At 35.5% G+C, this 15,886-nt stretch carries 13 protein-coding genes and 1 pseudogene; 12 read left to right on the forward strand and 2 right to left on the reverse strand.

What is annotated here, in order from left to right; all coding sequences use genetic code 11:
* Positions 1–13: 13 nt before the first annotated feature.
* The 4 genes from AC0OM3_RS05215 (at position 14) to AC0OM3_RS05230 (ending at position 3,205) form a co-directional block, all read left to right on the forward strand.
* The gene (locus AC0OM3_RS05215; protein ID WP_458901851.1) at positions 14–391 is read left to right on the forward strand and encodes a hypothetical protein; all 378 of its coding nucleotides are present in this window, start codon (positions 14–16) and stop codon (positions 389–391) included.
* A 118-nt stretch (positions 392–509) separates the two neighbouring features.
* Entirely contained in the window at positions 510–1,883 is a 1,374-nt protein-coding gene (locus tag AC0OM3_RS05220; RefSeq protein WP_474211153.1) for an outer membrane protein assembly factor BamB family protein, read from the forward strand.
* Between the two features lie 87 nt (positions 1,884–1,970).
* A complete protein-coding gene (locus AC0OM3_RS05225) occupies positions 1,971–2,396 on the forward strand; it encodes a phage holin family protein (protein WP_065703361.1) in 426 nt (141 codons plus the stop codon).
* A complete protein-coding gene (locus AC0OM3_RS05230) occupies positions 2,396–3,205 on the forward strand; it encodes a GH25 family lysozyme (protein WP_474211154.1) in 810 nt (269 codons plus the stop codon). The genes AC0OM3_RS05225 and AC0OM3_RS05230 overlap by 1 nt, the downstream gene beginning before the upstream one ends.
* Positions 3,206–3,698: 493 nt before the next feature.
* Here the strand turns inward: AC0OM3_RS05230 and AC0OM3_RS05235 are convergent, their stop codons facing one another.
* Both AC0OM3_RS05235 and AC0OM3_RS05240 read right to left on the reverse strand, forming a co-directional pair.
* Positions 3,699–4,187: a hypothetical protein gene (locus AC0OM3_RS05235; protein WP_048558696.1), complete on the reverse strand. Its 489-nt coding sequence runs from the start codon at positions 4,185–4,187 to the stop codon at positions 3,699–3,701.
* 14 nt (positions 4,188–4,201) lie between these two features.
* Positions 4,202–5,920: a zincin-like metallopeptidase toxin domain-containing protein gene (locus tag AC0OM3_RS05240; protein ID WP_474211155.1), complete on the reverse strand. Its 1,719-nt coding sequence runs from the start codon at positions 5,918–5,920 to the stop codon at positions 4,202–4,204.
* 237 nt (positions 5,921–6,157) lie between these two features.
* Between AC0OM3_RS05240 and spoVFB the strand changes: the two are divergent.
* From spoVFB to AC0OM3_RS05280, 8 genes and pseudogenes are all read left to right on the forward strand, one after another.
* A pseudogene (spoVFB, locus tag AC0OM3_RS05245) lies at positions 6,158–6,346 on the forward strand (dipicolinate synthase subunit B); the annotation flags it as partial.
* Between the two features lie 150 nt (positions 6,347–6,496).
* Positions 6,497–7,543, forward strand: a complete 1,047-nt coding sequence (gene asd, locus AC0OM3_RS05250) for an aspartate-semialdehyde dehydrogenase (protein ID WP_000414846.1) — start codon at positions 6,497–6,499, stop codon at positions 7,541–7,543.
* Positions 7,544–7,566: 23 nt separating this feature from the next.
* Positions 7,567–8,799 carry an aspartate kinase gene (gene dapG, locus AC0OM3_RS05255; protein ID WP_474211156.1) on the forward strand — a complete coding sequence of 411 codons (1,233 nt, stop codon included), beginning with the start codon at positions 7,567–7,569 and terminating at the stop codon, positions 8,797–8,799.
* A gap of 11 nt (positions 8,800–8,810) precedes the next feature.
* Positions 8,811–9,689 (forward strand): 4-hydroxy-tetrahydrodipicolinate synthase, encoded by an 879-nt coding sequence (dapA, locus tag AC0OM3_RS05260; RefSeq protein ID WP_000564763.1) that lies wholly within the window; start codon positions 8,811–8,813, stop codon positions 9,687–9,689.
* 736 nt (positions 9,690–10,425) lie between these two features.
* The gene (locus tag AC0OM3_RS05265) at positions 10,426–12,096 is read left to right on the forward strand and encodes a ribonuclease J (protein ID WP_000823089.1); all 1,671 of its coding nucleotides are present in this window, start codon (positions 10,426–10,428) and stop codon (positions 12,094–12,096) included.
* A gap of 102 nt (positions 12,097–12,198) precedes the next feature.
* Complete coding sequence (tepA, locus tag AC0OM3_RS05270; RefSeq protein ID WP_000139806.1) at positions 12,199–12,948, forward strand: translocation-enhancing protein TepA; 750 nt, start codon at positions 12,199–12,201, stop codon at positions 12,946–12,948.
* On the forward strand, positions 12,945–13,148 hold the full coding sequence (locus tag AC0OM3_RS05275) for a YlzJ-like family protein (protein ID WP_000605023.1): 204 nt from the start codon (positions 12,945–12,947) through the stop codon (positions 13,146–13,148). The genes tepA and AC0OM3_RS05275 overlap by 4 nt, the downstream gene beginning before the upstream one ends.
* 212 nt (positions 13,149–13,360) lie before the next feature.
* Positions 13,361–15,742 (forward strand): DNA translocase FtsK, encoded by a 2,382-nt coding sequence (locus tag AC0OM3_RS05280; protein ID WP_151521876.1) that lies wholly within the window; start codon positions 13,361–13,363, stop codon positions 15,740–15,742.
* The last annotated feature ends 144 nt before the right edge of the window (positions 15,743–15,886 follow it).

The raw sequence follows: 15,886 nt of genomic DNA on the forward strand, positions 1-15,886 counted from the left end.
GGAGTAATAGTATATGAATCAGAATTCAGCTGTTACACCTCCACAACGTGGGGATGTAACACCGTTTATGGGATATTTAGTAGAGTTGGAAAGATCTGAAGCTGGAATTTTTGTAAACATCCCTATTAATGTATTAAATAATGCAGGGCTTTCAAATGGCATGAATAAAGTCGAGGTATGGAGGGAACTTGATGGAACTATAAGCTTTAGAATCGCAACAAGATGCGAAATCTGTAAACGTGGAGCACGTCTATATGAACTAGATATGGGATTTGCGAAAAAGCACATTTGTATGGAGTGTTATACATCACTTACCGGTTCTTATCCACCACAAGAACCACCAAAACCAACTAATGAAAATAATACGCAAACAGAGCAGGAGCAGCAATAGCTGGTCTTTTTTTATTTTTGTTTATATTAGTTTTTAAGTATTTAAATTATTAATTATAATATATAATAAATATGATTTTATTATCGTATAATTTAATGTTTCATTTAGGAGGTATATTATGAAAAAGAAATTTATGTTAATGATGCTTCTGTTTGCATTAATGGTAGGAGTACATCCTAATTTAATGACCAAAGCCGAAACCATTAACACACAAGGGAAACAATTTGAACAAGGAAAATATGATTTAGAGGCGGAAGCTCCTTTCGGGCAGCACTGGAACAGAAACTCTCCTTATGCAGGGGCTGAAACATCTAATGTAAAATGGGAAAATAAACTCTATGATAAAGATGGAGGGAAAAATTTCAGTAATCAACCCGCAATTGGGCGTGATGGTACAATCTATATAGGAAATTACAATGGCAAATTATATGCTTTTAATAAAGATGGTTCAACAAAATGGATTAAAGATAACTTAATTACGCATTATGGTTCACCAGTTATAGCCGAAGATGGGACTATTTATGTGCCTGGCTATCAATTAACAGCTTTAAATCCAGATGGATCGATTAAATGGCAGGTTAAAATAAACGCTGTTGAAACACCAATTATAGGTAAAGACGGAACTATTTACGTACATAATAACGGTAGACATCGATTAGAAGCCTATAACCCTGATGGTACGTTGAAATGGGAATCAAATGAAATTTTTAGTGGAAGAAATCAAGTACTTTCTTCAATGCTCTCACAAAATGGAACAATTTATACTGTAGTTACAAGTGGTGAGACTAATTACCTTTATGCTCATGATCAGAATGGCAAAGAATTATGGAAAAAATATGTTTGGAGTAATGGAGGTAATACTGGATTTACTCTTGGCTTAAATGATGAAATATATATTAATGGCGGGAGTAAGTTTTATGTGTTTGATAAAAATGGGGATTTAATAAAAGAATGGAAATGGCATCCTTACAACCCTTCATATGCATTTTCTGCTCCTGCTATTAATGCTAAAGATGGAACAATTTATGTGAGTGGGGCAGATGGATTATATGCCTATAATCCAGATTATACATTGAAGTGGAAATATGTCGCTAATAGTTTTACCGGTGCACCAATAATAGATAAAAATGGTGTAGTTTATATTACTACAAATGGTATTGGCGGAGTATATGCAATAAACCCAGATGGTACACTTAAATGGAGACTCCCAAAGACATATAATATAGTAGATAACTTTTCAAATAGTTCTATGACCCTTGGTAAAGATGGAACATTATATGCTATGGCAAGTAGAGGAACTGAATATTATTCACTGATTGCTATTGGTGACTCTTATACAGACACTGTATGCACTAAAGATAGTACATATATGGAAGTGCTTAAATCGTTGGAAGCAAAGAGTAAAAATGCTAAATTAACAGATGAAGAGAAGTTGGAAGCACGTGATATTTTAAAGAAATTATCGGATGATCTTGATAAAGCAGATAAATAAACTTAATTTGATTAATAAAATTGAATGGTTTTTGAGAAAAGAGGGACAAGCGTCTCTCTTTTTTATTATAAATAAGGAGATGGAAAGATGGATCGTATTGATGTATTAATGAAAGCATTTATTGCTACATTTGGTGGCTTTTGTGGGTATTTCTTGGGAGGATGGGATGCAACGTTGAAAATCTTAGTAACGATGGCAGTTATTGATTATCTAACTGGCATGATTGCAGCAGGGTATAACGGAGAATTAAAAAGTAAAGTTGGTTTTAAAGGCATCGCCAAAAAGGTGGTGCTTTTTCTTTTGGTCGGGGCGGCAGCTCAATTAGATGCAGCGTTAGGAAGTAATAGTGCTATTCGTGAAGCGACAATTTTCTTCTTCATGGGTAATGAATTACTTTCACTTTTAGAAAATGCCGGACGAATGGGTATTCCGCTTCCGCAAGCTTTAACAAATGCAGTTGAGATTTTAGGCGGTAAACAAAAACAAGAAGATAGAAAAGGAGATGTTAAGTAATGGGACAAATTATTGATATTTCAAAATGGAATGGTGACATTAACTGGTCTATAGCAAAGCAATACATTGATTTCATCATCGCTCGTGTACAAGATGGTTCAAATTATGTAGATCCATTGTATAAAGGATATGTACAAGCCATGAAGCAACATGGTATTCCTTTTGGTAACTATGCATTCTGTCGTTTCGTTTCTGAAAATGATGCAAGAATAGAAGCTCGTGACTTCTGGAACCGTGGAGACAAGAGCGCGACAGTCTGGGTTGCAGATGTTGAAGTAAAAACAATGAATGATATGAGAGCGGGCACACAAGCATTTATTGATGAACTACGCCGATTAGGTGCTCAGAAAGTTGGTTTATACGTTGGTCATCATATGTATGCTCCGTTTGGTATGGCAAATGTAAAAGCTGACTTTGTTTGGATTCCTCGTTATGGCGGTAATAAGCCAGCTTATCCATGCGATATTTGGCAATACACAGAGACAGGTAATGTACCTGGTATCGGTAAGTGTGATTTGAACCAATTGATTGGCAGTAAACCGTTATCTTGGTTTACAGGAGAGGAACAAACTGAACAATCTGTTGCTAATGGTGGCTATCAATACGTTAAATCTGGTGGATTTGGTATTTCATTGGTTCAGGAAGTCGTAAACGCTATGAATGAGCGTGGAACAAAAGGGAAGGTTGTCTCTGATCCATTAACTGGTTTAGCGTACTTACAAACGGAAGTACTACCTAATGGCGAGCTTGATAAGATTACAGCTTGGATGGATGAAAGAAACTGGTGGTACGAGTACATTAAAAAATAAAACAAAAGAATAGTTTTATGAACTAAAATTATTATCTGGTTCTATATGTAGATAATTATATATTGATTTTCATCTTTATAAATGTTAGGGTAAATATACACCGTTTCTTATTTATCTATGAGTACTGTCTGTAGAACGAATAGAATAATTTGAAAAAGATCCCCTGATGCACTCATATGCAGAAGGGGATCTTAATTTTTATGAGATTTAAAATTTACTTTTAGATAATGCTTTAAGTACTGGCTTTATAATTAAACCTATTAAACGAAAGCCTTTAAATATAGAGCGTACAACTTTCAAGGAATGTTCCTCCTAGTTGATGTTAATAAATGTATTATTATATAAAAAATAGAGATATAAAATTTTTCTTCCAATTATCTTGTTCTTTTAAATTCTTCTTTCTCTGCCCTTAGAATCTAGAAAAATAGCATGAAAACTAATTAAAAAGACAATTATTCTATTTATAAAACTATCCACTAAATTATTACCTTAATTAATCTTTAGAATCCTCATCGCTCATAATATATTCGATATCTTCATCTGTAAATTCATTGCCTTTAAATACTGGATGCCCATTTGGATCGAGCATACCCATTACTTTTTTATCCCTATCAGACACAATTAGTGTATAGTCCTCCATAAGAAAAGGGTTTTTTGGTAAATCCACTAATATTCTCCAAGCTGGTCTTATATCATCGTTTTTTCTATTTTCTTTCTCAATTTTAAATGTATAAGCCTCATCAAAGAAAAGCTGGTTGATATCTTCATTAACTACACCATCTAATTTATTTTTCTTATGATAATGTTTAGCAATTTCTATTGCTTCCCGAGGCTTTAACATTACATCTACAGTAATTTCATTTATTTTCCTATAATGTCTTGAAAAATCTTCTTGCTTTAATTTTATATAATTTTGAAATTCTTCAGTAGACAATTGTTTAAACTCTTCATCAGACATATTTTTATACTTATCTAAAGACATATAAAATTCTCCTTTTATTTATATTTCAATCTTAATCTTTCGATATATTCTATTGAATGGTCAATAGAAGCTTTATCAAATAAATGTTTATTTTTCATTACTTGTTCAAATACATATTCTTCTCTTTCTAACCTACTAAGATTCATATATTGCTCTTTTCCTATATCTAACCACTGCTCTGCATGAAAACCCTCATGATGCATATTTATGACGGATGGTTTTTTCTTTAAATATATATCCCCATTAACAAAATCAAACGCTGCTTCTACATTGTTTGGAAGAATTGTTCCTTTTTTATCTATATTAACTTTTATACCTAATTCTCCCCATTCCTTTTTATACGCTCGAATTTCCTTTCTAGTAGCTAAAGTTTCTCCAATTTCATTGGTTTGAATATTTACTTTTCTAAAATCCAAGTCAGCTCCGCTTGTTGCCTTATTAACTTCAGCTGTACTTTCAGCAAACTGATGAGTAAATAGTTTTTCTTTAGCTTGTTTAAGAGCATTGCTATCTGAGAAAGAGTCTACAATATTTCTTCCTGTATAAGCAAATTGATTTTTTGGCATTAGAATATTATTCAACATGTCAACGCTTTGCTTATACTTATCTAAAGTTATTACGTTTTTAGTGCCGTGTATAAAATTTACACTTTCACTAAGTTTTGAGGTTTTGCCTAACGTTGAAACTTTATCTACACCTTTTGTTCCTACGAATAATTCAGCGATTGCTAATTTAACTTGCATCTCTACATTTCCATACCATTTAGCTCTGCTATTCCAATCTCCATTTACAACATCTTGATTCCACGAATCAGAAATAGCTTGTTCTACAGCAGCAAATGTTTCGTCGATGTGAGAAAGAGCATACACAGCACCCTCAACACTATCTATTGGATGTAAAATTGTGTTTAATATTCCTTTAAGTTCATCTAACACCGCTTCATTCTGCCCTTTTTTGTAATTATAATATTGCCCGATAATAGGAGTGTTTTCTATCTGTCGAATAAACTTTTCGTACAAATGATCTATCGCTTCTACGTTATTTTCAACAGTATCTTTAAATTTATCGAACAACGATTCTTCTATAATATTACTTCCTTCAGAATGACGTTTTTTTTCTTCTGTAATCGCTTGGATAGAAGTTATCCACTCCATATTCAACCCTTGCGTACTAAATGTACCACTTGCAGGACTAAAGCCTTTTCCACTTTGAACTTCCGCCAAACCCATCGCAATACTAGCGGCTAGTTGGAGTGCAGTATCATAATTATTACTAGAAGTATAATTAAATTCATATAGATGTTCTAATTTTTCTTGCAGTTTTTTCCTCATGACAGTAAAAAGATTCGCCATAGCGTCCATACCCGGGAGTGGCACAGCTTGATTGATGGCTTCTATACTTGTTTTCATTCGGTCAATTTCTCGAATTTGTTCTAGTAACTCTTGTTCAACGACATCCGTGGAAGCGACTTGTGATTGGAATTGACTTGGAAAAGCATCATTCTGACGAATTAACTCTTCACACAGATAAATGATTCCTTGCGCTAAAGGACGAAAGGTTTGAACAAAAAATGCTTTTGCACTGCTATATGTTTGCCCTTGTAACACAGTATCAGTTGCAAAAGCATCAATCGACTGAATGGCTTGTTCCATACCTTGAATGGTAGCCGTACATACAGCATTCATACTTTGTGTTTGGGCATGTACTTCCCCTAAATACATATTTAAACTCAAAAATCTCCCCCCTTTTATGCGAACAAGTAAATCATACCAATTAAAGGATATATATGTAAATATTCTACTGTAGTAAACTCAATATCAAAGTAGAACTTTTCCATTTAATTACTAAATTACCGTCTGATTCGTTTTTGGGTACCTGTGAAGAATATGGTATACAAAATAAATTTACAGGATTTGAAATGAATATATAATAGAAGAAAAAAGAAATGTTTATATTGTCGCTACCATGTTGGCGTCAACCTCATGCGCCTAATGGCAACGAAAAACATCTACTTCGTCCCATTCGGCCAAGATGCACCAGAGAAAAAACCGAACTCAATGGTAGCTCGCATGGAGCTGCTGGAAGATACAGTATTAGAAGCGCTGCAAGGGAAGCAATTGCAACCTGTGGTCGTAGAAAAATTCAGATATATGAATTAAAAAACGAAAAAAAACGGACAATTTTTGATGAAACCATCATTCTTACTGTAGAATATGATAAAATTAACGTTATTAAGATTAGAAGGGGTATTGTATACTCCTTCTGATTCTAAGTTATAGAAGGATTGGTATCTAGAAAGGGGCATAGTGATGGAAAAGCAAAAAACTTTTCATGTCGCTGTAGTTGGAGCAACCGGCGCAGTTGGTGAACAAATGTTAAATACTTTAGAGAAACGAGAATTTCCAATCGGGAAATTAACGTTACTTTCATCTAAACGATCTGCAGGTAAGAAACTTGTATTTAAAGGCGAAGAATTTACGGTTCAAGAGGCAACTCCTGAAAGCTTTGAAGGAGTAGATATCGCACTATTTAGTGCTGGTGGATCTGTATCGAAACAATTAGCCCCAGAAGCAGCAAAACGCGGTGCGATTGTTGTTGATAATACAAGTGCATTCCGTATGACAGAAAACGTGCCACTTGTTGTACCTGAAGTAAATGAAAATGACTTAAAAGAACATAATGGTATTATTGCAAATCCAAACTGTTCTACAATTCAAATGGTAGTAGCTCTTGAGCCAGTTCGTCAGCAATATGGTTTAAAACGAGTAATCGTTTCCACATATCAAGCTGTATCAGGTGCTGGTGCGGCAGCTATTGAAGAACTGCATGAACAATCACAAGCAATCTTAAATGGCGAAGAAGTTAAGGCAAATGTTCTTCCTGTATCAGGTGATAAGAAGCATTTCCCAATTGCTTTTAATGCGATTCCACAAATTGATAAATTCCAAGATAATGGATTTACATTTGAAGAAATGAAAATGATTAACGAAACGAAAAAAATTATGCATATGCCTGAATTAGAAGTAGCGGCAACATGTGTACGTTTACCAGTTGTATCAGGACACTCTGAGTCTGTTTACATCGAAGTAGAAAAAGAAGGCGTAACAGTAGCAGAATTAAAGAGCTTACTTGCAAATGCGGAAGGTATTGTTCTGCAAGATAATCCAGAAGAGCAGTTATATCCAATGCCAGCTACTGCAGTAGGTAAAAACGAAGTATTCGTTGGAAGAATCCGTAAAGATTTAAATAACGATAAAGGATTCCATCTTTGGGTCGTATCTGATAACTTATTAAAAGGCGCTGCATGGAATTCTGTTCAAATTGCAGAGCGCTTAGTAAAATTACAATTAGTGTAAACGGCTAAGAGAAGGTGCAAAATATGAAAATAATTGTTCAAAAATTTGGTGGCACATCAGTACGTGATGACAATGGACGTAAGCATGCGCTTCATCATATAAAAAAATCATTAGCTGCTGGTTATAAAGTAGTTACTGTCGTATCTGCTATGGGCCGTAAAGGTGAACCATATGCAACGGATACGTTATTAAGTCTTGTAAATCAAGAGGAATCTACTATTTCTAAACGTGAGCAAGATTTATTATTATCGTGCGGAGAGTTAATCTCTGCAATTGTTTTCTCTAATATGTTGAATGAGAACGGTATAAAAGCAGCAGCATTAAATGGTGCACAAGCTGGTTTTGTAACGAATGATGATTTTACGAATGCAAAGATTATTGAAATGAATTGCGATCGTATACATGAAGAGTTGGAAAATGTAGATGTAATCGTCGTTACAGGATTCCAAGGGCAAACGAAAAAAGGTGATACGACAACACTTGGGCGCGGAGGTAGTGATACTTCAGCTTCAGCATTAGGTGTTGCACTTCATGCTGAATACATCGATATATTCACTGATGTAGAAGGTGTTATGACTGCGGATCCTCGTATTGTAAAAGATGCACGTCATCTTCAAACTGTAACGTACAACGAGATTTGTAACATGGCTTATCAAGGTGCGAAAGTCGTTCATCCACGTGCAGTTGAAATTGCGATGCATGCAAAAGTGCCACTTCGTGTACGTTCTACGTATTCTGATAGTGAAGGTACACTTATTTCAGCATATGATGGTGCTATGAGAGGTCGTGATGTAGAAGAACGTCCTGTTACAGGTATTGCCCACGTATCAAACGTAACGCAAATTAAGGTGCTTGCAAAAGAAACGGCATATGATTTGCAACAACATGTGTTTAAAGAGATGGCGAACGAAGGAATAAGCGTCGATTTAATTAATATTTCACCTACTGGCGTAGCATATACGGTGAGTGATAATGTATCAAGTCATGCAGTTAAATTATTAAAGAACCTTGGATATGAGCCAATTGTGACAGAACATTGTGCGAAAGTATCTATCGTTGGAGCTGGAATGGCAGGATACCCAGGGGTTACTGCGAAAATCGTTACAGCTCTAGCGGAAAAAGGTATTCAAATCCTACAATCGGCAGATAGTCATACAACAATTTGGGTTCTTGTAAAAGAAACTGATTTAGTGGAGGCTGTAAATGCATTACATAGTGCGTTTGAGCTTTCAAAAGAAAAGCAACTGGAACAATAAGGAGTGAGACCATGATAGATTTTGGGACAATTGCAACCGCGATGGTAACACCGTTTGATATAAACGGGAATATCGATTTTGCAAAGACAACGAAATTGGTAAATTATTTAATTGATAACGGTACAACAGCAATCGTGGTAGGAGGAACGACAGGAGAATCTCCTACATTAACTTCAGAAGAGAAAGTAGCGTTATATCGCCATGTCGTATCTGTTGTCGATAAAAGAGTGCCCGTAATCGCTGGAACAGGTAGCAATAATACGCATGCTTCTATTGACTTAACTAAAAAGGCAACAGAAGTTGGTGTGGATGCAGTAATGCTAGTAGCACCGTATTATAACAAACCGAGCCAAGAAGGGATGTATCAGCATTTTAAAGCAATTGCTGAAAGCACGCCGCTTCCGGTTATGCTATATAACGTTCCGGGACGATCTATTGTACAAATCTCCGTTGATACAGTTGTTCGTTTATCAGAAATAGAAAACATTGTTGCTATTAAAGATGCCGGCGGCGATGTGTTAACAATGACAGAAATCATTGAAAAAACAGCGGACGACTTTGCGGTATACAGCGGTGATGACGGTTTAACGTTACCAGCTATGGCAGTTGGAGCGAAAGGTATCGTTTCGGTAGCATCTCATGTTATCGGAAACGAAATGCAAGAGATGATTACAGCATTTCAAGCAGGAGAGTTTAAGAAAGCACAAAAATTACATCAATTACTTGTAAGAGTAACTGATTCATTATTTATGGCGCCAAGTCCAACTCCAGTAAAAACAGCGTTACAAATGGTTGGATTAGATGTAGGTTCTGTACGTTTACCACTTCTTCCATTAACAGAAGAGGAAAGAGTAACGTTACAATCTGTTATGCAATCTATCCCTCGTTAATAAAAAATGACCTAGTGTAGAACTAGGTCATTTTTTATTATATGCAAATCTTTTCCTCTTTTTCTCACCTATATGTGTTTTTATAAGAACATTAATCGCTTCTTCATTATGTGTATAAGAAAATAATCATACCCCTTTAACTGAGTCAAAAAATGATAGATATTATGGAATAAACGTAATAAACCACGGTGTCTGTTTTTAGAGAAATCCCCTAAAATGTGACGTAATTCATAAAAAAAATCCATTTTGTAAGTGTTTTTGTTGGATTCTAGAAAAATAAATCTTGAAACTTCCTATTATGAAATGAATTTGGCGTATGTATGGCTAGTTCTTCAAAATAATATGGAGTATAAAATCGGAGTAAATATAAAGGAAATACGTTCGATACTTTTATTGTCATTCCGTTCTTTTCCTCTTTCTTTCGCACGATTTAACTTGTGTTCTATTTCTTGTATCAGGTATAATATGGCTAAGTAGCTTAGTACGGGTATGCTTAGCAAAATTGGTAAAAATTATAATTTGATTACATTTTCATATCATATCGAATAAGATATTTGATTTATATAATGAAAGAGAGGTGAAACCTGGTTTAAAAAATAAACAAGGACATGATATCGCATAACGGTAAGGACATTCGTCTTGGACGGTGAATATATGGTGGTTGTAGAGTTTCCCCTGGTGTCTCTGCAATTTTAGTGAAATCAGTGTTTGAAAGATTTTTAAACCAGGCAACAACATGAAGAGAAAAGAGAATGAGTCTGTTAAAGTATTTGCTCTTGGTGGAGTAGGTGAAATCGGGAAAAACATGTACTGTGTTGAAATTGATTCTGAAATCTTTATTGTAGATGCAGGGTTAATGTTCCCAGGAGATGAAATGTTTGGAATTGATATCGTTATTCCTGATATTACATATTTAGTGGAAAACCAAGAGCGAGTAAAAGGTTTATTTATTACTCACGGTCATGAAGATCATATTGGTGGTATTGTTTACGTACTTCGTAAATTATCTATTCCAGTATATGCAACGAAATTAACAGTAGGACTTATACAAGAAAAACTTGGCGAAGCGGGTATGTTAGGCCGTGTAGACTTAAAAACAATCGATTCAAATTCAACAGTAGAGTTTAATACTACAACGGTGTCATTCTTTGGAACGACACATAGTATTCCAGATTCTGTTGGTGTTTGTTTCCATACATCAAAAGGTGCGATTGTATATACGGGAGACTTTAAATTCGATCAAACTCCAATTGGAAATAGTGGAGCAGACCTTGGGAAAATGGCGCAAATCGGAAATGAAGGCGTACTTTGCTTATTATCTGATAGTACAAACGCAGAGCGCCCAGGTTATACAGGTTCAGAAAAAGAAGTTGGTGTAGAAATCTCTAAAGTGTTCTACGGCGCAGAAGGTCGTATTATTGTTGCTTCATTTGCATCGAATGTACATCGTATTCAACAAGTATTTGATGCAGCTGCTGAAACAGGGCGAAAAGTGGCGGTTGTAGGACGTAGTATGGTGAAAGTGGTAGATATCGCAAGACGTCTTGGTTATTTAGATGTTCCAGAAGGTATGGTTATTTCACTACAAGAAGTAGACAATTTCCCAGAGAAAAAGGTAGCTATTTTAACGACAGGTAGTCAAGGTGAACCGATGGCTGCTCTATCTAGAATGGCAAAGCAAGCTCATAAACAAATTTCAATTCGTAAAGGTGACACGGTTATTATTGCGGCTTCTCCAATTCCGGGTAATGAAATATCTGTATCAAAAATTATCGACTTGTTATTTAGAGCGGGAGCTGAAGTTGTTTATTACGGTGAAAGAAAAGTTCACGTTTCAGGTCACGGTAGCCAAGAAGAATTAAAATTAATGTTAAATTTAATGAAACCAAAGTACTTTGTACCCGTACACGGTGAGTTCCGTATGCAAAAAGCACATGCATACTTAGCTGAAGATGTAGGTATTACAAGAGAAAATATCTTTATCGTAGAAAAAGGCGATGTAATTGCTTTTGGTGACGATGAAGCGAACTTAGTCGGTAAAGTACAAGCTGGTAATGTTTTAATTGATGGATTAGGTGTAGGTGACGTTGGTAATATCGTTCTTCGAGATAGAAAGATGTTATCTCAAGATGGAATACTAGTAGTTGTTGTAACGCTTGGTAAAGATGAAAAGAAAATTATCTCTGGTCCAGAAATCATTTCACGTGGTTTCGTATATGTTCGTGAATCAGAAGCGTTAATTGAACGATCTACAGAGATTGTACGTATGATTGTTGAGCAGTCAATTAAAGAATATTCAATTGAATGGTCAATGTTAAAACAAAATATTCGTGAATTATTAGGACAGTTTTTGTACGAAGAGACAAAGAGAAAACCTATGATTTTACCGATTATTATGGAAGTATAAAAAAGATCACCCTTATGGGTGATCTTTTTTCTTTTTAACCCTATCGAATGAAATTTATAACTTAAGAAATAATAGTTATATACGAGTGAAAGGGGATGCGAAATGACAGAACGTGATCGATATACAAATGAAGAAAAAGAAGCTGAGCCAAAAGAAGCTGGAAAAGAGGCTTCAATAGTCGAAAAAATTCAACAGCTTGGACAGACAAATGTACCACAGATGAATGAATCACGTATTCATTGTTTAACGATTATCGGACAAGTGGAAGGTCATGTTCAATTACCACCGCAAAATAAAACAACAAAATACGAGCATATCATTCCGCAAATTGTTGCGATTGAACAAAATCCGAAAATTGAAGGTTTGCTTTTAATATTAAATACGGTTGGAGGTGACGTTGAAGCTGGGCTAGCAATTTCTGAAATGGTAGCTTCACTTTCAAAACCAACAGTGTCTCTAGTTTTAGGTGGGGGACATTCCATCGGTGTACCGATTGCTGTTTCTACTGACTATTCGTTTATTGCGGAAACTGCGACGATGACAATTCATCCAATTCGTTTAACAGGTCTTGTCATAGGTGTGCCACAAACATTTGAGTATTTGGATAAGATGCAAGAAAGAGTCATTCGTTTTGTGACGAAGCACTCGAAAGTAACAGAAGATCGTTTTAAAGAGCTTATGTTTGCGAAAGGAAATTTAACGCGAGATATTGGGACGAATGTAATTGGTGGGGATGCAGTAAAGTACGGTCTTATAGATGATGTAGGCGGTATTGGAAATGCTATTCGAAAATTAAACGAATTAATAGATGTTCGCGCGGAAGATAGTACAGAAGGGACAATGCTACAATGATTTTATATACAATTATGCCAGAGCAACTTGTGTATCCGGCCGATTATTCACAATGTGAAAGTCAAAAAGTCGTAAATATAAATGGTGTGGAATTAATGGTTTCTGAAGAGGAACATGGATTTTATTCTATTGTACGTGTGCTAAGTACGGACCCACTTCATTATTTAGAGTTTGAGCCCGGTCAGAAAATAACCTTTTAGCAAAAAGAAGGATTTTGTTTAGAAGCTATGGTATAATATAAAAAACAAGACGGTTGAGCAGCCATGAGTAGGCTGCTTTCTTCTGTTTATTTAGCATTTTACAAGAAGTGTAAAAATAGAAGATATAAAGACCTGAAAAATAGAGAAAACAGACATATAAATAGAGCATTTTGAGGGGAGCTTTACTTATATGTAGAACACGAGGTGAAGAAATGGCAAAACAAAAGCAAAGAGGGACGAAGTCAAAGGCAAGACGTACGATAAAGCCAACTTTGTATTATGAAATTGTCGGTTTAACTCTTTTTGCACTTTCAATCATTACGATTTTACAGCTAGGCGTTGTAGGGAAATCGTTTGTGTTATTTTTTCGCTTCTTCTTTGGTGAGTGGTACATAATTGGTGTGTTAGGTGTAATAGCTTTATCGGTTTCCTTTGTTATAAAACGCGGATGGCCGAACCTTTTAAATAAACGATTAATTGGATTTTATTTAATTGTATTGGCGATATTAATGTTTAGTCATATTACATTATTTAACCTTCTTACAAAAGATGGAGCAGTGCAAAATACTTCTGTTATTGTGAGTACGAAAGATAACTTCTTTCTTGAAATGAAAAAGGGGCCAGATAGTGTTCATTTAGGTGGTGGTATGTTTGGTGCGCTTATGTTCGCAACATGTTACTTCTTATTTGACGAAGTAGGAGCTTATATCATTGGTATTATTCTAGTTATTCTCGGTATACTTTGTATAACAAATAAGCATATTGGAGAAGTGTTAGCTCCAGTTGGTAGAATTCTTAGAAGTCAGTTTCAAGTGATGCAAGGGGATTATAAAGATTGGAGAGCTAAAAGAACGGCTGAACAAACAGAAAAGAAAAAAACAACAAGAAGCACAAGAAGCAAACGTGCTGCAGAACAAGAAGAAATTATTGAGCCGATGGAAGAAATCTCAATTGATCCTCCGATTATTTCGAATTTCACTGAGAATTATCCTGTAAATGAAGAAGAGGATAAACGAATCGAAGTAGAGCAAGAAGATTTGATCACTTCACCGTTTATTGAAGAGACTCCGCCAATTGAAGAACCAAAGAAAAAGCGTGGAGAAAAAATTGTTGAATCGTTAGAGAGTGAAGCACAAGCACCTCCTATGCAATTTTCAAATGTAGAAAATAAAGATTACAAGCTTCCTTCACTTGATATATTAAAATTCCCAAAGAATAAGCAAGTTACAAATGAAAATGCGGAAATTTATGAGAATGCTCGTAAATTAGAGCGTACATTCCAAAGTTTCGGAGTGAAAGCGAAAGTAACAAAAGTACATAGAGGTCCGGCAGTTACAAAATATGAAGTGTATCCTGATATGGGGGTAAAGGTAAGCAAAATTGTCAGTTTAAGTGATGATTTAGCCCTTGCTTTAGCTGCAAAGGACATTCGTATTGAAGCGCCAATTCCCGGGAAATCAGCTGTAGGGATCGAAGTTCCGAACTCAGAAGTTTCGATGGTAACGCTGAGGGAAGTTCTTGATTCTAAGGCTAATAATCATCCGGAAGAGAAGTTGTTAATTGGTCTTGGCCGAGATATTACAGGTGAAGCTGTATTAGCCCGTCTAAATAAAATGCCTCATTTACTCGTAGCTGGTGCGACAGGTAGCGGGAAAAGTGTATGTATTAACGGTATTATTGTTAGTATTTTAATGCGTGCAAAACCGCATGAAGTAAAATTAATGATGATTGACCCGAAAATGGTAGAATTAAATGTATATAACGGTGTGCCTCATTTATTAACGCCAGTTGTAACTGATCCGAAAAAAGCATCGCAAGCATTGAAAAAAGTTGTGAGTGAGATGGAACGTCGTTATGAATTGTTTGCTCATAGTGGTACACGTAACATTGAAGGATACAACGATTATATAAAAGAGCATAATAGTCAATCAGAAGCGAAACAACCCGAATTACCTTATATTGTAGTAATTGTGGACGAGTTAGCAGATTTAATGATGGTTGCTTCGTCTGATGTAGAGGATGCGATTATGCGTCTAGCGCAAATGGCTCGTGCTGCTGGTATTCATTTAATTATTGCAACGCAACGTCCGTCAGTTGACGTTATTACGGGTGTTATTAAAGCAAATATTCCATCACGTATTGCATTCGCTGTATCTTCTCAAACAGATTCTCGTACAATTCTTGACGGTGGTGGCGCAGAGAAGCTACTAGGTCGTGGAGACATGCTGTTTATACCAATTGGTGCATCGAAACCTGTACGTGTACAAGGCGCATTTTTATCAGATGATGAAGTTGAGAGAGTTGTAGAATATGTTATTGGACAGCAAAAAGCACAATATCAAGAAGATATGATTCCGCAAGATGTTCCTGATACGAAGCAGGAAGTAGAAGATGAATTATATGATGAAGCGGTTCAACTTGTAGTGGAAATGCAAACAGCATCTGTTTCTATGTTACAACGTAGGTTTAGAGTAGGTTATACGCGAGCTGCTCGCCTAATTGATGCAATGGAAATGAATGGTGTAGTAGGTCCGTATGAAGGTAGTAAACCGAGAGAAGTGCTCATTAATGATGTACAAGAAAAAAGTTCTTAAAAAAAGCCTAATTGTTTTTACAATTAGGCTTTTTTATATAGTGTTTTTGTTATATACTATACTCAGCAATAAAGAAAGGGCTTACATTTAGAGGTGTTCTTTAGAATACGAATACTTTGATTATGTTTTGTGTAAATGTTCGAT

It is taken from the genome of Bacillus sp. FAU20 (assembly GCF_056033865.1).